Source organism: Kitasatospora sp. NPDC086791, assembly GCF_040685975.1.
Classification (GTDB): domain Bacteria; phylum Actinomycetota; class Actinomycetes; order Streptomycetales; family Streptomycetaceae; genus Kitasatospora.
Genome location: NZ_JBFBOC010000011.1, coordinates 42735 through 62856 on the forward strand (window position 1 = coordinate 42735; position 20122 = coordinate 62856).

19 protein-coding genes are annotated in these 20122 nt (G+C 74.4%); 8 read left to right on the top strand and 11 right to left on the bottom strand.

Annotated features, from left to right (window positions below; translation table 11 throughout):
- Positions 1-186 precede the first annotated feature (186 nt).
- Positions 187-1254: a polysaccharide deacetylase family protein gene (locus tag AB0Q99_RS17385; RefSeq protein ID WP_363572584.1), complete on the top strand. Its 1068-nt coding sequence runs from the start codon at positions 187-189 to the stop codon at positions 1252-1254.
- Positions 1255-1269: 15 nt separating this feature from the next.
- Here AB0Q99_RS17385 and AB0Q99_RS17390 read toward each other — a convergent pair whose 3' ends face one another.
- The 3 genes from AB0Q99_RS17390 to AB0Q99_RS17400 form a co-directional block, all read right to left on the bottom strand.
- Positions 1270-1701, bottom strand: a complete 432-nt coding sequence (locus AB0Q99_RS17390; RefSeq protein WP_363572586.1) for a YchJ family metal-binding protein — start codon at positions 1699-1701, stop codon at positions 1270-1272.
- Positions 1702-1799: 98 nt separating this feature from the next.
- Positions 1800-2456, bottom strand: coding sequence for an NAD(P)-binding domain-containing protein (locus AB0Q99_RS17395; protein WP_363572588.1), 657 nt, complete (start codon positions 2454-2456; stop codon positions 1800-1802).
- Positions 2457-2528: 72 nt separating this feature from the next.
- Positions 2529-2846 (bottom strand): hypothetical protein, encoded by a 318-nt coding sequence (locus AB0Q99_RS17400; RefSeq protein ID WP_363572590.1) that lies wholly within the window; start codon positions 2844-2846, stop codon positions 2529-2531.
- Between the two features lie 91 nt (positions 2847-2937).
- Between AB0Q99_RS17400 and AB0Q99_RS17405 the strand changes: the two genes are divergently transcribed.
- Positions 2938-3339: a cytochrome C oxidase subunit I gene (locus tag AB0Q99_RS17405; protein WP_363572592.1), complete on the top strand. Its 402-nt coding sequence runs from the start codon at positions 2938-2940 to the stop codon at positions 3337-3339.
- An 89-nt stretch (positions 3340-3428) separates the two neighbouring features.
- Here AB0Q99_RS17405 and AB0Q99_RS17410 read toward each other — a convergent pair whose 3' ends face one another.
- A complete protein-coding gene (locus AB0Q99_RS17410; RefSeq protein ID WP_363572894.1) occupies positions 3429-5051 on the bottom strand; it encodes a ubiquinol-cytochrome c reductase cytochrome b subunit in 1623 nt (540 codons plus the stop codon).
- Positions 5052-5460: 409 nt separating this feature from the next.
- Between AB0Q99_RS17410 and AB0Q99_RS17415 the strand changes: the two genes are divergently transcribed.
- The 3 genes from AB0Q99_RS17415 (at position 5461) to efeB (ending at position 9477) form a co-directional block, all read left to right on the top strand.
- Positions 5461-5781, top strand: coding sequence for a hypothetical protein (locus AB0Q99_RS17415; protein ID WP_363572594.1), 321 nt, complete (start codon positions 5461-5463; stop codon positions 5779-5781).
- Between the two features lie 262 nt (positions 5782-6043).
- The gene (gene efeU, locus AB0Q99_RS17420) at positions 6044-8125 is read left to right on the top strand and encodes an iron uptake transporter permease EfeU (protein ID WP_363572596.1); all 2082 of its coding nucleotides are present in this window, start codon (positions 6044-6046) and stop codon (positions 8123-8125) included.
- Positions 8125-9477, top strand: a complete 1353-nt coding sequence (gene efeB, locus AB0Q99_RS17425) for an iron uptake transporter deferrochelatase/peroxidase subunit (protein WP_363572598.1) — start codon at positions 8125-8127, stop codon at positions 9475-9477. The genes efeU and efeB overlap by 1 nt, the downstream gene beginning before the upstream one ends.
- A 37-nt stretch (positions 9478-9514) precedes the next feature.
- Here efeB and AB0Q99_RS17430 read toward each other — a convergent pair whose 3' ends face one another.
- Positions 9515-10900, bottom strand: coding sequence for an ATP-binding protein (locus tag AB0Q99_RS17430; protein WP_363572600.1), 1386 nt, complete (start codon positions 10898-10900; stop codon positions 9515-9517).
- Positions 10897-11595 carry a response regulator transcription factor gene (locus AB0Q99_RS17435; RefSeq protein ID WP_363572601.1) on the bottom strand — a complete coding sequence of 233 codons (699 nt, stop codon included), beginning with the start codon at positions 11593-11595 and terminating at the stop codon, positions 10897-10899. The genes AB0Q99_RS17430 and AB0Q99_RS17435 overlap by 4 nt, the downstream gene beginning before the upstream one ends.
- Before the next feature lie 177 nt (positions 11596-11772).
- On the opposite strand from AB0Q99_RS17435, the gene AB0Q99_RS17440 reads away from it, so the two are divergent.
- Positions 11773-13254: a glutamate synthase subunit beta gene (locus tag AB0Q99_RS17440; protein WP_363572603.1), complete on the top strand. Its 1482-nt coding sequence runs from the start codon at positions 11773-11775 to the stop codon at positions 13252-13254.
- Positions 13255-13400: 146 nt separating this feature from the next.
- Here AB0Q99_RS17440 and AB0Q99_RS17445 read toward each other — a convergent pair whose 3' ends face one another.
- Both AB0Q99_RS17445 and AB0Q99_RS17450 read right to left on the bottom strand, forming a co-directional pair.
- On the bottom strand, positions 13401-14930 hold the full coding sequence (locus tag AB0Q99_RS17445; RefSeq protein WP_363572605.1) for a hypothetical protein: 1530 nt from the start codon (positions 14928-14930) through the stop codon (positions 13401-13403).
- A 309-nt stretch (positions 14931-15239) separates the two neighbouring features.
- Positions 15240-15977 (bottom strand): MFS transporter, encoded by a 738-nt coding sequence (locus tag AB0Q99_RS17450; protein ID WP_363572607.1) that lies wholly within the window; start codon positions 15975-15977, stop codon positions 15240-15242.
- Between the two features lie 155 nt (positions 15978-16132).
- Here AB0Q99_RS17450 and AB0Q99_RS17455 point away from each other — a divergent pair, with 155 nt between their 5' ends.
- Entirely contained in the window at positions 16133-16855 is a 723-nt protein-coding gene (locus AB0Q99_RS17455) for a hypothetical protein (RefSeq protein WP_363572609.1), read from the top strand.
- A gap of 52 nt (positions 16856-16907) precedes the next feature.
- Here AB0Q99_RS17455 and murQ read toward each other — a convergent pair whose 3' ends face one another.
- Positions 16908-17903 (bottom strand): N-acetylmuramic acid 6-phosphate etherase, encoded by a 996-nt coding sequence (murQ, locus tag AB0Q99_RS17460; RefSeq protein ID WP_363572611.1) that lies wholly within the window; start codon positions 17901-17903, stop codon positions 16908-16910.
- Between the two features lie 66 nt (positions 17904-17969).
- Between murQ and AB0Q99_RS17465 the strand changes: the two genes are divergently transcribed.
- Complete coding sequence (locus AB0Q99_RS17465) at positions 17970-18587, top strand: endonuclease (RefSeq protein WP_363572613.1); 618 nt, start codon at positions 17970-17972, stop codon at positions 18585-18587.
- Positions 18588-18645: 58 nt separating this feature from the next.
- On the opposite strand, the gene AB0Q99_RS17470 is transcribed toward AB0Q99_RS17465, so the two are convergent.
- On the bottom strand, positions 18646-19326 hold the full coding sequence (locus tag AB0Q99_RS17470) for a DUF6445 family protein (RefSeq protein ID WP_363572615.1): 681 nt from the start codon (positions 19324-19326) through the stop codon (positions 18646-18648).
- A 99-nt stretch (positions 19327-19425) separates the two neighbouring features.
- Positions 19426-20079, bottom strand: coding sequence for a TetR/AcrR family transcriptional regulator (locus AB0Q99_RS17475; protein WP_363572617.1), 654 nt, complete (start codon positions 20077-20079; stop codon positions 19426-19428).
- Between the last annotated feature and the right edge of the window lie 43 nt (positions 20080-20122).

The window sequence follows — 20122 nt, forward strand, 5'->3', positions numbered from 1 at the left end:
CGCCGGCGCGGCCGGGTCCGCGCGGTGCGGCTCGGTTCGCTCGGTGCGGTCGGCGGACGGCAAAGGAACGGCAAGGCCCACGGCGCGCCGTTGCCCCGCACGGGTGACGAGGGGATTGACGGGGGTGCGCGGCGGGGGAGCAGTGCAGCTATGGATAGACCATCAGATTGTCGGATTAACGCTGGTTTGAGGGGGCGTCAGAGCCGGGGCGGTGTGCGGACCGGGCTGCTGGCCACCGTCTGTCTCTCCGCCGTCCTCGCCGGCTGCGCCGGTCCGGCCGGCCCCGCCGCACCGAAGGCCGCCCCGGCCGCGGCGGACCCGGCGAAGGCGAACGCGGCCAAGGCAGAAGAACCGGCCAAGCCGGACCCGGCCCCCGCCGTCGAGACCGCCGCGGCACCCGGGGGCGCCGCCGGTGCAGCCGCGGTCGCCGACGCCGCCGACCGCGGCGCGGCCCGCCCGCCCGCGGCGCCGCCGATGCTGCCCGGCCTGGCCCGCCTGGAGGAGGAGACCAGCAGTGAGGCGGCCGCCCGCCAGGAAGCGGCCGCCCGGACCGCGCTGCAGACCGCGCGGCGCTGGGGCCTGGACAGCCCGCCGCTGAAGGCCCCGCCGCGCCCGGCGACCAGGGCCCGGCTCGCCCCGGTCCAGGGCGTCAAGCTCGCGGAGGGCCGCCCGCCGGTGGTCTACCGGGTGCCGACCGACGACAAGGTGGTCTTCCTGACCGTCGACGACGGAGCGGAGAAGGACCCCGCGTTCTCCCGGATGGCCGAGGAGCTGGGGATCCCGCTCAGCGCCTTCGTCTCCGACTACCTCGCCCGCGAGAACTACGGCTACTTCCGCGACCTGCACACCCAGGGCGTGGAGATCAACAACCACACGATCAACCACCGCAACCTGAAGGTCCTGGACTACGAGACCCAGCGCCAGGAGATCTGCGACCAGCAGGACCAGCTGGAGCAGCAGATCGGCGCCCGCCCCCGGCTGTTCCGGCCGCCGTACGGCGAGTACAACGACGACACGCTGCGCGCGGCGGCCTCCTGCGGGGTGCAGGCGGTGCCGATGTGGAACGAGGAGGCGTTCCCGGACCACATGGAGTGGCGCTACGACGACCGCGCGCTGCACCCCGGGGACATCATCCTCACCCACTTCCGGGGGCCCGACATCTGGAAGGCCACCATGCCGGACCTGCTGCGCAAGGTCGTCAACGACGTCACCGCGGCCGGCTTCGCGCTGGGGCGCCTGGACGACTACCTGTAGGGCCGGCGGCGCACCTCAGCCGAGCGAGAGGGCGTCGACGTACACCCAGGCGCCCTCGTGCCGCACGAAGCGGCTGTGCTCGGTGAGCACGCCCTCCTCGCCGCCCTCGGTCCAGTGCGCGCGGAACGCGACGGTGCCCTCCGCGTGGAACGCGCCGCCCTCGGTGGCGGAGACCACCTCCAGCCGGGTCCAGCACAGCGCCGGGTCGAAGTCGACCTCGGCGGGCCGGGTGTCCGGGTGCCAGGTCCGCAGCAGGTACGCCTCGTCCTGCGCGGCGAAGGCGCTGAACCGGGAGCGCATCAGCGACTCGGCGGTGGTCGCCGCCGCCCGGCCGCGGTGCAGCCGCCCGCAGCAGTCGCCGTAGGCGGCGGGCAGGCCGCACGGGCAGGGGGAGGAGGGCAGCAGCCGCGGGGCGGCGGTGCGGGGCGCGGAACGGCGTCTGGACATGCGGTCCATTCTCCCCCACCCCGGGTGCCCCCGGCCGCCCGGGACCGGACGGGTGGAGGGCCTGCCGCCCCGGTGCGCCGGGGGGCAGGCCCTCCGCGTCACGCGGGGCGGCGGAACGCGTAGTTGAACTCGGCGCTGCCGAAGTGCCCCATCATCCGGAGCCACAGGGGCATCAGCATCTCCGTCGCCCGGGCGGCCGTGATGTCCCCGAGGTCGATGATCCACTCGGCCGGCCAGCCGAAGCCGCCGAGCAGCGCGACGGTCTCGGCCTTGGCCGCCGCGTCGTCGCCGGCGATGAACAGGTTGTGCTCACCGGCCAGCCGGCCCGGCGCCACCATCACCGCGCAGTTGACGGTGTTGAGCGCCTTCACCACCCGGGCCTCGGGGAACTCGCGCTGGATCTGCTCCCCGACGCTGTCGGTGTTCACCGGGTCGAGCGTCACCTCGCCCCCGGGGCCGAAGACCAGCGGGTTGGAGACGTCGATCAGCAGCTTCCCCGCGAGGTGCTCCGCGCCGGCGGCCCGCAGCGCTGCCAGGGCGACCGTCCCGCCGGTGGCGTTCACCACCACCTCGCCGAAGGCGGCCGCGTCGGCGAAGGTCCCGCTCCGGGCGTCGGGTCCGGCCTGCGCGGCCCAGGCCAGCCCCTTCTCGTTGTCCTTGCTCCGGGAGCCCAGCGTCACCTGGTGGCCGAGCGAGACCAACTCGCTCCCCAGCGTCTGTCCGACCATGCCCGTGCCGATGATTCCGATGCGCACTGTTTCCCCGTCTCATCAGGAAGCGGCCCGTCCCGGTCGGACGTGCCGGCGACGACCATAGTTGACCGGGCGTCAGGACAGCGGGACCGTCCGGATCGCGTTCCGGATCCGCGTTCCGGATCCGCGTTGGGGGTTCGCGTTCGGGGTGCGCGTCCCGGGGCACGCCCCCACCTCGATGGTGAGCATCGCGACCACGGCGACCGCCAGGGCCGCCGCGGGGAGGAGGGTGACCAGCACCCGTCCCCGGCGGACCGGGTAGACGAGGGGCCGCTGGAGGACGATCAGGGCCGGGCTCGTGAGCAGCCCGTAGTCCACCCCGGCCAGGTGGGCGCGGGTGGGGTCGCATTGCGCGGAGGCCCGGCGAGTCGTCGGATGCCCTCCGGTGGTCACTGGTAGTAGTTGCCTGCTTGCGGAGCGATCCGCCGCAGAACCAACTCCCGCGCGGCCGACCAGGCGGGACGACTCGACACGAGGAGCGGTCATGGGTGGCAGACAGCGTCCGCCGGGAGCGCGGAACCCTCGCCGGGGCAGGTCCGCCGGCAGCGGCGGCCGGGCGGACCGCCGGGTGGAGTTCGCCCGGATCGAGGGGTTCCTGGCCTGGGAGGCGGAGGTCGCGGCGGCCGAGCGGGACGCCCGCGCCTTCGCCGGGCAGTTCCCCTGGCTCCCGGCCGCGGAGCGGGAGAACCTCGAACTGGCCTACACCGCCGACCGGTTGCGCTACGCCGAGGAAGTCGTGGACCGCGCCGTCGAGCGCTGCCGCCGGCTGGCCGCCCGTTACCGCGCCGAATGCCGCCGGATCTGCACCCGCTGGGCGGCGCTCTGCGTCTCCGTGACCCTGGCGGCGGCGCTGTTCGCCGTCGTCCCGGCGGCCCTGCGGGGCTGAGCCCGCCGGGGCCGCCCGGCCCGTCCGCACGACGAGGGCCCGCCGCGCCGACAACGGCGCCGCGGGCCCTCGTGCGGTCCGGAGCGGGATCAGTGGTGGCCGTGGCCGCTGGTGACCTCCGCGTGCTCCTCGGCGGTGGGCTTGGCGATCTGACTGCCCTGGCCGTAGAGGCCGCGGGACAGCTTCACCCGGGCGCGGGTGAACAGGCCGGCCTTGCGGACCACCCCGTTCTCGTCCACCTCCGGCGGCAGGACCGACGGCTGCGGCTGGTCGTGCGCCGTGAGGGTGAAGAGCCGGCCCGGCGGCAGTGGGGCGTGGATCTCGACGTACTCGCCGTGCTGGAGGCGCTTGATGACGCCGGTCTCCCGGCCGTGCAGCACCTTCTCCCGGTCCCGCCGCTGCAGGCCCAGGCACCACCGCTTGGTGATCACGAAGACGACCACCGGTACGGCGAAGAAGCCGATCCGCACCGCGTAGGTGATCGTGTTGATCGAGAGGTGGAAGTGGGTGGCCAGCAGGTCGTTGCCGCCGCCGGCCAGCAGGCTCAGGTAGAGGCCCATCCAGGCCGCGCCGAAGGCGGTGCGGACCGGGGCGTTGCGCGGCCGGTCCGCGATGTGGTGCTCGCCGCGGTCCCCGGTGACCCACGCCTCCAGGAACGGCCAGCTCCAGATGGCCAGCAGCACCATCGGGAAGACCACCAACGGGATGAACACCCCGAGGTTCAGCGTGTGGCCGCCCCAGACGCTGACCTCCCAGCCGGGCATCACCCGGACCAGGCCCTCGGAGAAGCCCATGTACCAGTCCGGCTGGGCGTCCGTGGACACCTGGTCGGGCCGGTACGGGCCGTACGCCCAGATCGGGTTGACCGTGGCGATCGCCGACATGAACGAGACCGCGCCGAAGACCAGGAAGAAGAAGCCGCCCGCCTTGGCCGTGTAGACCGGCAGCAGCGGCATGCCGACCACGTTGTCGTTGGTCCGGCCGGGCCCGGCGAACTGGGTGTGCTTGTGGTAGAAGACCAGGATCAGGTGCGCCGCGAGCAGGCCCACCATGATCCCCGGGATCAGCAGGATGTGGACGGTGAACAGCCGCGGGATGATGACGAAGCCGGGGAACTGCCCGCCGAAGATGAAGAACTGCAGGTAGGTGCCGACGATCGGGACGGACAGGATCGCGCCCTCCATGAACCGGATGCCGGTGCCGGAGAGCAGGTCGTCCGGCAGCGAGTAGCCCATGAAGCCGTCGAACATGCCGAGGAACAGCAGCAGCGCGCCGAAGATCCAGTTGATCTCGCGCGGCTTGCGGAACGCGCCGGTGAAGAAGACGCGCATCATGTGCGTCAGCATCGCGGCGACGAAGACGATCGCCGCCCAGTGGTGGATCTGGCGGATCAGCAGGCCGCCGCGGATGTCGAAGCTGATGCCGAGCGTCGAGGCGTAGGCCTCCGACATCTGGACGCCCTTGAGCGGCACGTACGAGCCCTCGTAGATGACCTCGCTCATGCTCGGCTGGAAGAACATGGTCAGCCAGACACCCGTGATGATGATGATCACGAACGTGTAGAGCGCGATCTCGCCCAGCATGAAGGACCAGTGGTCCGGGAAGATCTTGCGCAGGTTGGACTTGGCCAGGGCGTAGATGCCGAGTCGGCCGTCGGTCCAGTCGGCCAGGGCCTCGGCCTTGTTCGCGGGCTTGGCGCGCGTGCTGGTCACCGGTCCCGGCTGCGACTGCTGGTCGGCTCTCACGACGGGCTCCCCGGCGTCCTCGGCGTGCCGTGCTGGAGCCCCGTCGGCGGGAACGCCGGCCGGCGAAGTGTTGTGATCATGGGACCTCTCGATACGGGCCCGCCGGTCGGACCGGCGCGCGGACCGGACCGGCCCGCCGGACTCGTTGCTCAGGGTGATGGATCGCTTACTCTGACATGCTGTCGGCAGGGGGCCGACTGTGCACGTCCATCGGTCCGTCCGGCCGCTCGTGTCGGGCCGGACGGGGGGCCCTGACGCCCGATCGGTCGGCCGCCGGTCGGGCCAACGGGTGTCGATGCTGCGGTCGGGTGCCGTTGGAGCGGTCCGGCGCGCGCCGCGTCCGGGGGTCGCGCGGTCCACGGCCTACGCTGCGCCAATGGTGGATCACCGTGAACTCTTCGAGGACGTCACCGAGGCCCTGGCCCGTGCCGGGTTCGACACCGTGCCGGGTTCCTCGCCGCTGTGGATCGACCGCCGCCCCGAGGGCGTGGCGGTCGGCTGGACACCGGGTGCGGAGCCGGACGGGCCGCCCACCCGGGAGGCGTGCGCGGCACTGAGCGGCGCGGCCGCGCTCGTGCTGCGCGAGTGCGGCTACCTGGTCGCCGAGACGGAGGCGGGCGACCTGCTGGTGCGCTCCGCCGAACCGGTGACGGTCCCGGCCGAGCCGGAGCCGGTGCCCGAGCAGTGGTGGGGGTGACGGCGCGGGCGGGGCGCGCCGTGACGCGCCCGGCCCGTCGACCGCTCCGACGTGCGGATTTGGGGGACGCACGGGTGTACCCATACCGAACCCTTACCTGAAGCGGGGGTGCAGTTGACCGGCGCGGCTCTAAGGTTTGCCTAAGCTAAGTCGAAGCGCCCTGGACCACGACGTCCGGGGCGTTCGGCGTGCCGCTCCACCGCCACCGCGGCGGGGCGAGACAGGTGACGGCCCGGGCTTGCCCGGGGGAGGAGCCCGCGGCATGTGGGATGAGGCGTTTCCCAGCTTCCTGATCGGGTTGCGCGAGGGCCTGGAAGCCGGACTGATCGTGTCGATCCTGATCGCCACGTTGGTCCGGGCGGACCGGAAGCCCCGGCTGCCCCAGGTGTGGACGGGCGTCGCGGCGGCCGTCGCGCTCAGCCTGAGCTTCGGCGCGGTGCTCACCTTCACCGCCGCCAACCTCTCCGGCCACGCCCAGGAGGCCTTCGGCGGGGTGCTCAGCCTGATCGCGGTCGGCTTCGTCACCGCGATGGTGTTCTGGATGCGCCGCTCGGCCCGCACCCTCTCCGCCGAACTGAAGGAGAAGGTCCAGGCCTCGCTGGCGATGGGCGCCGGCGCGCTGGTCCTCACCAGCTTCCTCGCGGTCGCCCGCGAGGGCCTGGAGACCTCGCTCTTCCTCTGGACCAACGTGCGCACCGCCGGGGAGTCCACGGGCCCGCTGCTCGGCGCGGCCGTCGGCCTGGTGCTCTCCACCGGGCTGTGCTGGGGGCTGTACCGGCGGGCGTTGAAGATGAACCTCACCCGGTTCTTCACCGTCACGGGCGCCGGTCTGATCGTCGTCGCGGCGGGTGTGCTCGGCTACGGCCTGCGCGACCTGCAGGAGTCCGGTCTGGTCGGCGGCGGCAGCGCGTACGCCTTCGACCTGAGCGGGCACCTGGACGCCTCGTCCTGGTACGCCACGCTCGTCCAGGGCACGCTCAACCTGACCGTCACCATGACGGTCCTGCAGGTCGTCGGCTACGTCGCCTACCTGGGCGTGGTCATGACGATGTTCGTCGAGGGCGTCCGGGGCGGCGCGGGGGCTCCGGCTGCCGCGAAGCCCGGCGGGGCTGCGGCGTCCGGTGCGTCCGGTGCGTCCGGCGCGTCCGGCGCGACCGTCGGGGAGGAGGCCGGGTCGGGGCGCCCCGGACGTCCGCGCTGGGTGCTGCCGACCGCCCTGGTCGCCGTCCCGGTGGTGGTGGCCGGCGCCGTGATCGCGATCAGCGACGGCAAGCAGGGCGGCTCCGCCACCGTCACCGTCTCCGAGCAGGACTGCGGCAGGGGCTTCGGCACCCCGCAGGCCGGCCAGCAGGTGTTCCAGCTGCACAACGCCGGCGACAAGGTCTCCGAGGTGTACCTGGTCGACCCCGGCACCGGTGCGGTCTACGGCGAGGTCGAGGGCCTGGCCCCCGGCACCACCCGGGCCCTGACCGCCACCATCGGGGCGGGCGACTACGCCTGGCGCTGCGTGCCGACCGGCGGAAAGGCCGTCACCTCCGCCGCCGTGCACCTCGCCGGCGGCGGCGCGGTCAAGGCCGTCAAGCCGGTCTCCGAGGACGACCTCAAGGGCCCGCTCGACAGCTACCAGGCGTACGTCGTCCAGGGCCTCGCGACCCTCATGACGCAGACCCAGCAGCTCCAGGCCGACGTGCACTCCGGCGACCTCGCCACCGCCGAGGCCGACTGGCTCACCGCGCACCTGCAGTACGCCTCGCTCGGCGCCGCCTACGGCACCTTCGCCGACCTCGACGGCAAGATCGACGGGCGCCCGGACGGCCTCGCCGACAAGTACCGGGACCCGGGCTTCACCGGCTTCCTGCGCCTGGAGTACGGCCTCTGGCACGGCCAGTCCGCCGCCGAACTGACGCCCGTCGCGGACGAGCTGGCGCAGAACGTCGCCAAGCTGGCGCACGACTTCCCGGCCCAGGACTTCGACCCGGCCGACCTGCCGCTGCGCGCCCACGAGATCCTGGAGAACACCCTCCAGTTCGAGCTGACCGGCGACACCGACATGGGCAGCGGCAGCAACCTGGCCACCGTCCGGGCCAACCTGGCCGGCACCCAGGAGCTGCTGACCCTGCTGCAGCCGCTGCTCGACGAGCGGGACCCGCAGCTGCTGGTCCGGGTGAACGCCGGGATGAAGCGGGTCGGTGACCTTGTCGCCGCCGCGCACCGGCCCGAGGGCTGGACCCCGGTCGACCGGTTGCCCGCCGACGCCCGCCGTCAGCTCAACGGCGCCACCGGCCAGCTGCTCGAAGACCTCGCCCCCATCCCCGCCCTGCTCGAGATCCGGAAGGCCGCCTGATGACCGACCACACCGCAGCCGCCGGCTCCTGCCCGTTCCCGCACGCCGACACCTCGGCAGCCCTTCCGGCCGTCGCCGACGGGGCCTCGGCGCAGAGCGGCTGTCCGGCCGGCCCGGCCCGGCGCAGCTTCGTCCGGGCCGCGCTCGGCGCGGGGGCCGGCGCGGCCGTGCTCGCGGGCGGCGCCCTCACCCTCGCCGCCGGTCCGGCCGCCGCCGGGGACGGCCGGCCGGCGAAGGGCGGGGCGGTCCCGTTCCACGGCGCCCACCAGGCCGGGATCACCACCCCGGTCCCCGGCTACGCGGCCTTCGTCTCGTGCCAGGTGATCGCCCAGGACCGTACGGGCCTCGAAGGCCTCCTCAGGACCCTGACCGAGCGGATCCGCTTCCTCACCGCCGGCGGCACCCCGCCCGACCTCGGCGTCGGCGCGCCGCCCGCGGACAGCGGCATCCTGGGCCCGACCGTCCCCACCGACAACCTGACCGTCACCGTCGGCGTCGGCGCCTCGCTCTTCGACGACCGCTACGGGCTGGCCGGGGCCAAGCCGCTCAAGCTGACGCCGATGAAGACCTTCCCCAACGACAACCTGCAGGCCGCCGAACTGCACGGCGACCTCTCGCTGCAGATCTGCGCCGACCGTCAGGACACCGTGCTGCACGCGCTGCGCGACATCACCCGGCACACCCGCGGCGCGATGCAGATCCTCTGGCGCATCGACGGCTTCCAGAACCAGTCCCGCCCGGACGGCGCCCAGCGCAACCTGCTCGGCTTCAAGGACGGGATCGTCAACCCGGACACCGGCTCGTCCCGGGAGATGGACCGGCTGATCTGGGTGAACGGCGCGACGGGCGAGCCCGCCTGGGCCGTCGGCGGCAGCTACCAGGTGATCCGGATCATCCGGATGCTGATCGAGTTCTGGGACCGGGTCACCCTCACCGAGCAGGAGAAGATGTTCGGCCGTCGGCGCGACACCGGCGCGCCGCTCGACGGCCACCGGGAGACCGACGCGCCGGACTACGCCAAGGACCCGGACGGCAAGGCGATACCGCTCGACGCGCACATCCGCCTGGCCAACCCGCGCACCGCCGACACCGACGACTCGCGCATCCTGCGCCGCGGGTTCAACTACGACCGGGGCGTCGACGCGGCCGGGAACCTGGACATGGGCCTGGTGTTCTGCTGCTACCAGCAGGACGTGGCGCGGCAGTTCGAGGCCACCCAGACCCGGCTGATCGGCGAGCCGCTGGTGGACTACATCTCGCCGACCGGCGGCGGGTACTTCTTCGTGCTGCCGGGCGTGAAGGACGAAGCCGACTGGCTCGGGCGGGGGTTGCTGACGTCCGTCCCGGCGTGAGGTTCGCCCGTGTCGGTCCTTCGTCAGCCGTCAGCCGTCAGCCGTCGAGGGTGAAGCCGATCACCGCGCCGCCGCCCTCCCGGTTGGCGGCGAAGGCGGCGCCGCCGTGCGAGCGGGCCACCTCGTGCACGATCGCCAGGCCCAGCCCCGAACCGGGCAGGCTGCGGGCGGCGGTGGCGCGGTAGAAGCGGTCGAAGACCCGGTCGAGGTCGGCCTCGTCGATGCCCGGGCCGCGGTCGCGCACCTCCACCCGGCGGCCGCGCACCACCACCTCGATCGGGCCCGCGCCCGCCGGGTCGAACTTGGCGGCGTTGTCGAGCAGGTTGCCCACCGCACGGGCCAGCGCGTCGGGCCGGGCGGTGACCACGGTGTCGTCCGCGTCCACCAGGATCTCCCGGTCGCTGCGCCGCCGGGCCTGGGCGGCGGCCGCGCGGACCACCTCGGCCAGGGCCACCTCGGTCGGCAGCTCGTCCGCCCTGCGGTCCGCGGCGAGCGCCACCAGCTCCTCCACCAGCTGGGTCAACTCCCGTGCCTCCTCGGCCAGATCGGCCATCAGCGCGGCGCGCTCGGCGGGCGGCAGCCGGTCCAGGGCGGGGAGCACGGCGAGGTTGGTGCGCAGGCTGGTCAGCGGGGTGCGCAGTTCGTGTCCGGCGTCCTGGACGAGGCGGCGCTGGTTCTCCTTGACCGTGGCGAGCCGGACCAGCATCCGGTCGAAGGCGCGGCCGAGCCGGCCCACCTCGTCCGTCCCGGAGGCGGGCACCGGGACGTCCAACCGGCCGCTGGTGGCGACCAGTTCGGCCGCGGCGGTGAGCCGGACCAGCCGGCCGGAGATCCCCCGGGCGAGCAGCCAGCCGGCCCCGCCCGCGAGCACCGCGACGACCGCCACCAGGGTGGCGGTGCGGGCCCGCAGCGCGGCCAGCAGGTGCTCGATGGGCCCGACCTGCTGGATGATCTGGACCGCGCCGCGGCGGCCGCCGAGCGAGACCACGCCCACCCGCAGCGCGTCGCCGTGCAGCCGGCGCATCCCGGTCGCGGTGCGGCCCGGCTCCTCGGCCCGGGCGAGTTCGCGGTCGGCCGGGGTCGACGGCAGGTCGAGCCGTGCGGTGCCGGGGAGCACCCGGGCCTCCGGGTCGAGCGCCTGGGAACTGGCCCGGATCGGGCGCAGCAGGTCGGCGCTCAGACCGCTGGGGCCGGCGAAGTCGCCCGGGAACAGGGCCTCCCGACCGACCTGCTGTTCCACGGAGGCGACGGCCGCGTTGAAGTCGGCGCTCTCGTCGTCCCGGATCAGCCGGGCGGCGGCGTGGTAGCCGAGGGCGCCGATCAGCACGGCGACCAGGGCGGCGATCGCGGCGAAGGCGAGCGAGAGGGTGGCGTGCAGGCCCGGGCGCGGCAGGCGCGGGCGGCGGCGCGCCGGGCCGGTCACGGCTCGCGCAGCGTGTAGCCGACGCCGCGGACGGTGTGGATCAACGGGGTCAGGCCGGGTCGGTCGAGCTTGCGGCGCAGGTAGCCGATGAAGACGGCGAGGTTCTTCGAGCCGGGGCCGAAGTCGTAGCCCCAGATCTGCTCGTACAGGGTGGCCTGGTCGAGGACGGCCCCGCTGTGCCGGGCCAGCAGCTCCAGCAGGTCGAACTCGGTGCGGGACAGCTCCAGTTCCTCGCCGGCCCGCCAGGCCCGCCGGGCGGGCGGCTCGATCCGCAGGTCGGCGACGGTCAGGACCTCGGCGACGGCCGTGCTCCCGGAGGCCGGGGCCGGTTCGTTGCGGCGCAGCAGGGCGCGCAGACGGGCGAACAGCTCGTGCACGTCGAAGGGTTTGACCAGGTAGTCGTCGGCCCCGGCGTCGAGCCCGGCGATCCGGTCCGGGACCTCGACCCGGGCGGTGAGCATCAGCACCGGGGTGCGGTCGCCGTCGGCCCGCAGCCGGCGGCAGACCTCCAGGCCGTCCGGCTCGGGCATCATCACGTCGAGCAGCAGGACGTCCGGGCGCTGTTCGGCGAGGACAGCCAGGGTCTGGGTGCCGTTGGCGGCGATCCGCACCCGGTAGCCCTCCAGCATCAGCGCGCGGACGAGCGAGTCGCGGATGGCCCGGTCGTCCTCGGCGATCAGCACGGTGTGGGTCATGGCGAGGATTCTCCCTGGCGTGCTCACGGCGGTTTCGCGCGGGTCGGTGGCGGTGGTCGGGCGGGTGCGTCCGGTCGCGCTTTCGCCCGCTGCTTCGCAGGCGTACGGTGGCCACACGGTGGCGTGCCGCCGGGCGGGCCGCCGGGTCAGTGTCGGCACGCCCTGCCGGAGGCCGCGATGGCAGACCGGATGGCCTTCCTCAACACCGCGCGCGCGGAGCGGGCGCGGCGGGACGCGCGGGAACGGCTGGGGGACTGGCGGGAGGTGTACCGGCCGGGGGCGCTGCTGCCGGTGGTGGGCGGACAGGCGGAGCGGTGCATGGACTGCGGACTGCCGTTCTGCCACAGCGCCTGCCCGCTGGGGAACCTGGTGCCGGACTGGAACCGGCTGGTGGCGGCGGCCGACTGGCGGGCCGCGGCGGCCCGGCTGCTGGCCACGAACAACTTCCCGGAGTTCACCGGGCGGCTCTGCCCGGCGCCCTGCGAGAGCGCCTGCGTGCTGGCGATCGACGGGGCCGCGGTGACGATCAAGAACGTGGAGCTGGCGATCGCCGACCGGGCCTGGGAGGAGGGCTGGGACGGGCCCCGGCCGCCCGGGCGGGACGGCGGGCGGGAGAGCGGGTGGCGGGTCGCGGTGATCGGTTCGGGGCCGGCCGGGCTGGCCGCCGCCCAGCAGCTGACCCGGGCCGGGCACGCCACCACGGTGTACGAGCGGGCCGACCGCCCGGGCGGGCTGCTGCGGTACGGCATCCCGCCGTTCCGGCTGGAGAAGCACCGGCTGGAGCGTCGGCTGGACCAGCTGCGGGCCGAGGGGACCGCGTTCCGCACCGGAGTCTGGGCCGGTCGGGACGTGCCGGGCGAGGAACTGCGGGCCGGGTACGACGCGCTGGTCGTCGCGGTGGGGGCGACCGCCTGCCGGGAGCTGCCGGTGCCCGGCCGCGACCTGCCCGGCGTGCACCAGGCGATGGAGTACCTGACCTGGGCGAACCGGACGGACGAGGGCGACTGCCCGGCCTCGCCGGTCTCCGCCGAGGGCCGCCACGTGGTGATCGTCGGTGGCGGGGACACCGCGGCCGACTGTCTGGGCACGGCGCTGCGCCAGGGCGCCGCCTCGGTCACCCAGTTGGACATCAACGCGCGTCCGCCGGGGCGCCGGGCGGCCGGGCAGCCCTGGCCGGTCCACCCCAAGGTGTACCGGGAGACCACCTCGCACGAGGAGTCCGGGGCCGCCGCGGCCGGGCCCAGGGTGTTCGCGGCGGTCACCGTGGGCTTCGAGCCGGGCGCGGACCAGCGGCTCGGCGCCGTCCGCTTCGCCGAGACCGAGCCCGCCGACCGCAGCCCGCGGGCCGGCACCGAGCGGACCCTTCCGGCGCAGCTCGCGCTGCTCGCCCTGGGTTTCAGCGGGCCCGAGCCGGACCAGCGGCTGTTCGCCCAACTCGGCCTCGCCATCGGACCGGAGGGCGCGTTGACCAGGGACGAGGGTTTCGGCACCGCGGCGGAGGGCGTGTTCGTCGCGGGTGACGCCGGGCGCGGGCAGTCGCTCGTGGTGTGGGCGATCGCCGAGGGGCGGGCGGCCGCCGCGGCGGTGGACCGCTACCTGCGGGGGCGGACCGAACTCCCCTCGCCGATCCGGGCCTCGGAGCGGCCGCTCACGTTGTGAGGGCGCTCCGAGGGGCGTTCTGCCGGTGGTGCGGAGGATCGTTCTGCGGGTCGTTCTGCGCGTCGTTCTGCGCGTCGCTTCGCTGGTTGTGCGGAGGGTCGTTCCGGTCGGGGTCGGGAGTGCGGTCGGAGCCGCCGGGTGGGGTGTCAGAACAGCGGCAGGCGGCGGAGGAAGACGTCCGGGACGTGGTTGGTGTCGCCGGGGACGAGGGCGCCGTCGGGCGAGGTGAACACCACCGCGGTGCCGAAGGCGTCGACGAACGGGCCGTCCGAGCCGGCGCCCTGGGAGCCGTCGTCCGCCAGGTCGACCCGCTCGGTGCGGCCGGTCCACAGGTCGTGGCGGAAGATGTCCGAGGCCTGGTTGGTGTCGCCGGGAACGAGGTTGTCCGCCCAGGAGGAGAAGAAGACCCAGCGGTCGTCCGCCGTCATCCGGGCGGCGAGGGAGTCGGCGGTGGTCTTGGTGCCGGGCAGGCCGGTGCTGATCAGGGTCTCGGTGCCCAGCTTGAGGTCGCGGGCGTAGACCTCGAAGTGGCGGTCGAACTGGCTGTCGCCGTGCAGCACCCAGGAGGAGTAGACGGCGTAGCGGCCGTCCGGGCTCATCGAGGGGTTGACCGCGCCCCGGTAGCCGCCGTTGCCGTCCGGGCTGGCCAGCTGGGTCCGCCCGGCGCGCAGGTCGCGGACGTACAGCGGGTAGGTGCGCGGCTTGAGGATGGCTGCCCGGGCGCCGGCCCGGAGGGAGTCGGTGCGGGGGGAGTCGGTGCGGAGGGAGCTGGTGGGGCGCGGGCCGGGGCGGAGGGAGTCGGTGGTGAACTCCTCGTCGGAGCCGGCGGCGAGGCGGGCGACCGCGTTCGGGGAGAGGGCGTCGGGCCGGTTCGGGGCGATGAGGTTGGTGGCCTTGGAGATGAAGACGACGGTGGTGCCGTCGGCGCTGATCTCGGGGTCGGTGGAGGAGGCGTCCGCCTCCTTGCCGTCGGCGCCGACGCTGACCAGGGTGGTCTCGCCGGTGCGGAGGTCGGAGACGTAGATGTTGCCGCCGAACCAGGTGACCGTGCCGGGGGCGAGGTCGCTGCGGTTGGACTGGTAGACGACGGAGCGGCCGTCCGAGCTGATCGACGGCTGGGCGGACACCTTGTTCGTCTGCGGTGCCCCCGGGGTCCGGGGGGCGGAGACCAGGCTGGTCCGGCCGGTCCAGCGGTCGTGGACGTAGACGTCCGCGGAGCCGAGGACGGCGCCGGGCGCGAGGTTGGTGGCGTAGGAACTGAACGCCACGTAGCGGCCGTTGCCGCTGATGGTGGCCTCGTAGGAATCGCCGTCGGCCTGCACGCCGTCCGGTCCGGTGTCGACCCGCTCGGTGCGGCCGGTCCAGAGGTCGCGGACGAAGACGTCGGACTTGCCGTTGGTGTCACCGGGGACCAGGTTGGTGGCGTCCGAGGTGAAGACGGCGTAGCGGCCGTCGGCGCTCAGGCCGCCGGCCTGCGAGGCGCCGTCGGGCTGGGCGTGGCCGAGGCCGACGGACACCCGCTCGGTCCGGGCGGTCGGCCGGGCGGACTCGGACGGGGTTCCGTGCGACGGGGTTCCGTGCGACGGAGTCGCTTGGGCGGGTGCGGCGACGGCGACGGCCAGTGCGGCGGCCGCGAGGGTGCAGGCTGCGCGCAGTGGGCGGCGGATACGGGTCATCTGGTCCCCTCCCCTGGGATCGGCCGTGCCGCGTCGGCGGTGGCGCCGAACTCCCCTGCGGCCGGCTCGGGGTGAGCCAACCGCCAGGAGGGGCGGATGGTCAACGGTTGTGCACCGGGAGTGGCGCATTCATGCCAGGGCGCCGCAGACGCGGTCGGGTCGAGTACGTACGGACCTTGCGGCGATCCGGCGACGGGGGTGTCAGGAGATGTGCGTACGGTGACCGGACGGGTGGGGGTGCGCGGGGGCGTCGGGCGTAGGGGCGTCGGGGCGTGCTGACGCCGGGGTGTGGTGATGTCCGGGTGTACGTCATGGGGTGGGCTCCACGGAGGGTTCGGCAGCGGGTTCGGTGGTCGGCTCGACCCGGTGCGCGCGCTGGTCGTAGCGCCAGAGCGCGGGGATCGCGGCGGACAGCGCGGCGGCGCTGCCGAAGCAGAGCAGGCCGCCGGTGCGCAGGGCGGCGCGGATGCCCTGCCGGGCGGCGAGGCCACCGGCCCGCAGGTCGCCCAGGGCCGGCCCGGCGGAGCCGATCAGCATCTCCAACCCGGCGGAGCGGCCCCGGAATTCGTCCGGTATGGACCGGTTCCAGATCGCGCTGCGGAAGGTGTCGCCGATCCAGTGCGCGCCGCCGGCGACGACCAGGCAGAGCAGCACGGTCCACAGGCCCGGGGCGAAGGCGGCCGCGGCCGTCGCCGCGCCGACCAGTGCGGTGGAGAGCACGACCGGCCGGCCGTGCCGGTGCACCCGCTCGGTCCAGCCGCCGGTCGCGGCGGCGATCAGGCTGCCCGCGGCACCGGCCGAGTAGGGCAGGCCGAGCGCCCAGGTCGCGTCCAGGCCTTCGGCCAGGAACGGGAACAGCGCGGTGGGCAGGGCGAAGACGGTGGCCGCGAGGTCGGCCAGGTAGCTGCCGATCAGGTCGGGCCGCCGCGCGGCGTACCGGGCGCCCTCGACGAACTCGCCCGGCCGTGGCCTCTCGGCGTCCCGTTCCGAGGGGACGGGCCGGATCCGGGCGAGCAGGGCGATCGCCTGGGCGGCCGTTTCGAACACGTCACCCGGAGGAGTGATTCGGCACGATGCGCCGGACCTCGTCCGGTCGGGCGCCTACACTCGGGAACGCCGGACCCACCCGGCTGGTCGGGAAGGAGTCCTGTGCCGTCCTGCGGCCCCGAACGCGCTCCCGTCGGCGATGCGCGGCTCCGCTGGTGATCGACTCCCGGCTCAGAGCCGTCGACGACGGCAAGGCCCAGCGGGACCCGGAACGGCGGCGGATGGCCGACGAGGTCGCCGCGTCCTTCAGCCCTTCTCCCGTCGACCGCGACCGCGGTGACCATCCCTTCTCCGTGATCGGCGATCCCGTCCTGGCCGTCGCCGACAAGCGCCGCGGCCTGCTCGCGGTGGCCGGTGCGGACGAGTACGACGAGGCGCGGACGATCGGCGTCTTCCACGTCACCGACCGGGCCCGGCTCCGTCGGCTGCTGCGGTCGGAGTTCCCCGTCCACGCGATGGCCTTCCACCCGACGCGCCCCCTGCTCGCGGTGGGAACGGGCGAGTACGACGGCGGCTACTTCTTCGAGGGGGAGCTCCTGCTCGTGGACCTGGAGACCGGCACCACGCGGTCGTTGATCGAGCACGCCCTCGGCCGACTGGTCCTCGGGGTGGACTGGCTGGACGACCGGGACCTGCGCGTCCTGATGGCGCCTCCCGACGACTGGAAGGACCCGAAGGCCCACGCGGAGGGTCACGTCGCGGTGGTGAGCCGCGCTGACTGGACCGCCGTCGGTGCCGGGTCGCTCACCGGCCGGGACCTGGCGGGCCCACGGGTGCCGGCCCCGCGCCCCGACGGTCGTGCGGCCGCCCGGAAGGTGGTCGCCGGGCTGATGGCACCGCAGAGCCGGCGACACCATGCGAAGGGGAAGCGCGGATGAGCTGAGGTGAGCTGAGCTCAGGTGAGGGAGCGGACGGCCTGCCCGGCCCGGATCAGCCGGTGCGGGCGGCCCTCAGGGCCTCGCGCAGTCGGCCGTCCGCGGCGGTGAGGAGTCGGGCGGCGGTGGGGGCGTCCAGGTCGGCGAGCAGGAGCAGGATCGCGTCCTTGGCCCGTCCGCCGGTCGCGGTGAGGGCGTGGCGGACGGCCTCCTCGTCGGCGCCGGTGGCCTCGGCGACGATCCGCCGGGCGCGCTCGCGCAGCTTGGCGTTGGTGACCCGGACGTCGACCATCAGATTTCCGTACGTCCGGCCGAGGCGGACCATGACCGCCGTCGACAGCATGTTCAGCACCAGCTTCTGCGCGGTGCCCGCCTTGAGCCGGGTCGAGCCGGCCAGCACCTCGGGGCCCACCTCCACCTCGACGGCCAACTCGGCGGCGGCCACCAGTGCCGAACCGCGGTTGCAGGCCAGCCCGACGGTCAGCGCGCCGGCGGCCCGGGCGGCGCGTACGGCCGCCACCGCGTACGGCGTGCGGCCGGAGGCGGAGACACCGACCAGGGTGTCGGCGGGGGTGAGGGCGAGTGCGGCCACGTCGGCCCCGGCGAGTTCGGGGCGGTCCTCGGCACCCTCGGCGGCCTCCGTCACGGCCGGCCGACCGCCGGCGATGAGGGCCACCACGAGTGCCGGATCGGTGCCGAAGGTCGGCGGGCACTCGGCGGCGTCCAGCACTCCGAGCCGGCCGGCCGTACCCGCCCCGGCGTAGACCAGCCGTCCGCCGCGCGCCATCCGGCCGGCCACCGCGTCGACCACGGTGGCGATCCGCTCCAACTGCCCGGCGACGGCGGCGGGGACGGTGCGGTCCTCGGTGTTCATCAGGCGGAGCAGGTCGGCGGTGGGCAACTCGTCGATGGCGGCCCAGTCGGGGTGGACGGTCTCGGTGAGCGGTGCGGCCGGGCGGTTCGTGCGGTCGGGGTCCGTGGGGTCGAGGTCCGTTCGGTCGTGGCCCGTGGGGTTCCGGTCCGGGGCGGGGGCCGTGGGGTTCTGGTCCATGCGGCGAGCGTCCCCTGGTGCGGGCGGCGCGAATCCGGGCAAGCGTGGAGTGAGGAGGTGATCGTCGTGGAAGCGACCGTTCCCGAGCTGCTGGACCGGTTCGGCCGCACCTATGCGGAGGAAGCCGGGATCACGCTGCGTGACAAGCCCTCGCCGCTCTACCGGCTGCTCGTGCTGACCGTGCTGTGTTCGGTGCGGATCAGCGCCGGCACCGCCACGGCGGCGGCCCGCGAGCTGTCGGCCGCCGGTCTGCGGACGCCCCGGGCGATGGCCGACGCCCGGCGCGGCACACTCATCGCCGCGCTCGGCCGGGCCCACTACGTGCGCTACGACGAGAGCACGGCCACCGCACTCGGCCGGGGCGCCGAGCTGCTGCTCGACCGCTGGCACGGCGATCTGCGGCGGCTGCGGGAGGAGGCCGGCGGCGAGTCGGAGCGGATCGGCGGGCTGCTGCGGGAGTTTCCCCGGATCGGGCCGGTCGGGGCCGGGATCTTCCGGCGCGAGGTGCAGGCGGTCTGGCCGTCGCTGCGGCCGTACTTCGACGAGCGGGTGTTGGCGGAGGCCCGCACGCTCGGGTTGCCGGGGAGCCCGACGGAGCTGGCGAAGCTGGTCTCGGCGCCGGACCTGGCCCGGCTGGCGGCGGCGCTGACCCGGGCGAGTCTGGCGCACGTCGGGGCTGCCTGAGCGCTATTGCCTGAGCGGGGCGGCGGACCCGCCGCCCGGGCCGGGGCGTCCTGCGGCGTCAGGCCATCCAGAAGAACACCGCCGTCATCCGGCGCTCCGCCAGCTCGTCGCCGTAGTAGGTGGTGGCGCTGTGGATCAGATTGGCGTGGTACAGCAGCAGTTGGTTGTAGCGGTTGGGGACGCGGACGTCCTCGACGAAGTGGTCGGCGGGCACCCGGCGGGTGCCGAGTGCCTCGACCAGGTTGTTGTGCGGGGCGTCGACCAGGTTGCCGCCGAGGCGTCCGCCGGGGAACTGCTGGCGGTAGAAGCTGGTGCCGGCGTCCTTGGGCGCGCCGGGGCTGAGGTAGAGCACGGCGGCGTAGCGGCAGAGCGCGCGGGAGTCGGTGTGCGGGCGGGACTCGGACTCGCCGGCGCCGACGACCTGGACGCAGTTGTGGTTGAGCGTGCCGCCGCCCGGGGTGCTCTGCACCCAGAGCCGGGAGGCGCCGGTGGCCTTGCGGACCAGGGCCTCGACCCGGGACAGCTCCGCGGGCTCCAGACCCGGCATGGTGCGCAGGCCGGGCCAGGTCTCGGGGCGGTGCGGGTAGCCCTCGGTCCACTCGTCGCGGGTCAGGCAGCGCTCGCGGACGGCGTCCGGGTCGGCCAGGACGTCGTTCAGGACCCAGTAGTCCCGGCCCCGGGTGGGCTTGCGGTACGGCAGGACCGGCAGCGTGGTGGGCCTGATGGGCTGTGAGGGCATGGGCCGACGATAGAGGCGGCGATCGCCAACCTTCTGCCGTGAGCAGGTCAACCTTTCGTCAAGGGTGGTCGGGCCCGGGCGGATCGTCCGCCCGCCCGGTCACCGCTGGGCCTCCCGCACGGCGAAGCCGCCCAGTGCGCCCTCCAGGCGACCGTAGGCCCGGACGGCGGAGGGCCGGACCGCGGCGGCGATCGCGGCCTGGTCCTCGCCGGCCAGGGTGCGGCGGAGGACCTCGCCGAACACCGCCCGGTCGACGGCGGCGAGCAGCGCGGCGGCGACCCGGCTCTCGAAGCCGACGGGTCTCTCGTGCACGGCCTCGGCGAGCGCCTCGGCGAGCGCCGTCTCGCTCTGCTCGTGCACCTCGCGCAGCCGGGCGACCAGGGCCGGGCTGTCGAAGACCGTGCGGGCGAAGGACTGGCCGGAGAAGCCGAGCCGGGGGTCGTGCCGGTCGAGCCGGGCCAGGCAGTCGCGGCGCAGCGCGGCGAGGGCGGACTCGCCCGGCGCGCGCTCGGCGACGGCCCGGGCGAGCCGGGCGACGAGCTCCTCGTGCAGGTCGAAGAAGAGGTCCTCCTTCCGCGGGAAGTGGTTGGTGACGGTCATCTTGGCGACGCCCGCGGCGGCCGCGACCTCGGCGATCGTCGTCCGGTCGAAGCCCTGCTCGACGAAGAGCCTGGTGGCGGCCTGCGAGATCGCCTCGCGGGTGCGGCGCTTGTTGAGTTCGCGGAGGTTCGGCGTGGTCCCGGTCTCGGTCATGGCGGGAGCCTAGCGCAGCTCGCTGGGTCGAGCACAGTACTTG

What these genes read in the sequence shown, in the direction of transcription:
- murQ (WP_363572611.1), bottom strand. Translation starts at nt 17,903, where the DNA reads ATGGACCAGAACCCCACGGCCCCCGCCCCGGACCGGAACCCCACGGGC.
- AB0Q99_RS17475 (WP_363572617.1), bottom strand. Translation starts at nt 20,079, where the DNA reads ATGACCGAGACCGGGACCACGCCGAACCTCCGCGAACTCAACAAGCGC.
- AB0Q99_RS17405 (WP_363572592.1), top strand. Translation starts at nt 2,938, where the DNA reads ATGGGTGGCAGACAGCGTCCGCCGGGAGCGCGGAACCCTCGCCGGGGC.
- AB0Q99_RS17390 (WP_363572586.1), bottom strand. Translation starts at nt 1,701, where the DNA reads ATGTCCAGACGCCGTTCCGCGCCCCGCACCGCCGCCCCGCGGCTGCTG.
- AB0Q99_RS17415 (WP_363572594.1), top strand. Translation starts at nt 5,461, where the DNA reads ATGGTGGATCACCGTGAACTCTTCGAGGACGTCACCGAGGCCCTGGCC.
- AB0Q99_RS17470 (WP_363572615.1), bottom strand. Translation starts at nt 19,326, where the DNA reads ATGCCCTCACAGCCCATCAGGCCCACCACGCTGCCGGTCCTGCCGTAC.
- AB0Q99_RS17440 (WP_363572603.1), top strand. Translation starts at nt 11,773, where the DNA reads ATGGCAGACCGGATGGCCTTCCTCAACACCGCGCGCGCGGAGCGGGCG.
- efeU (WP_363572596.1), top strand. Translation starts at nt 6,044, where the DNA reads ATGTGGGATGAGGCGTTTCCCAGCTTCCTGATCGGGTTGCGCGAGGGC.
- efeB (WP_363572598.1), top strand. Translation starts at nt 8,125, where the DNA reads ATGACCGACCACACCGCAGCCGCCGGCTCCTGCCCGTTCCCGCACGCC.
- AB0Q99_RS17435 (WP_363572601.1), bottom strand. Translation starts at nt 11,595, where the DNA reads ATGACCCACACCGTGCTGATCGCCGAGGACGACCGGGCCATCCGCGAC.
- AB0Q99_RS17445 (WP_363572605.1), bottom strand. Translation starts at nt 14,930, where the DNA reads ATGACCCGTATCCGCCGCCCACTGCGCGCAGCCTGCACCCTCGCGGCC.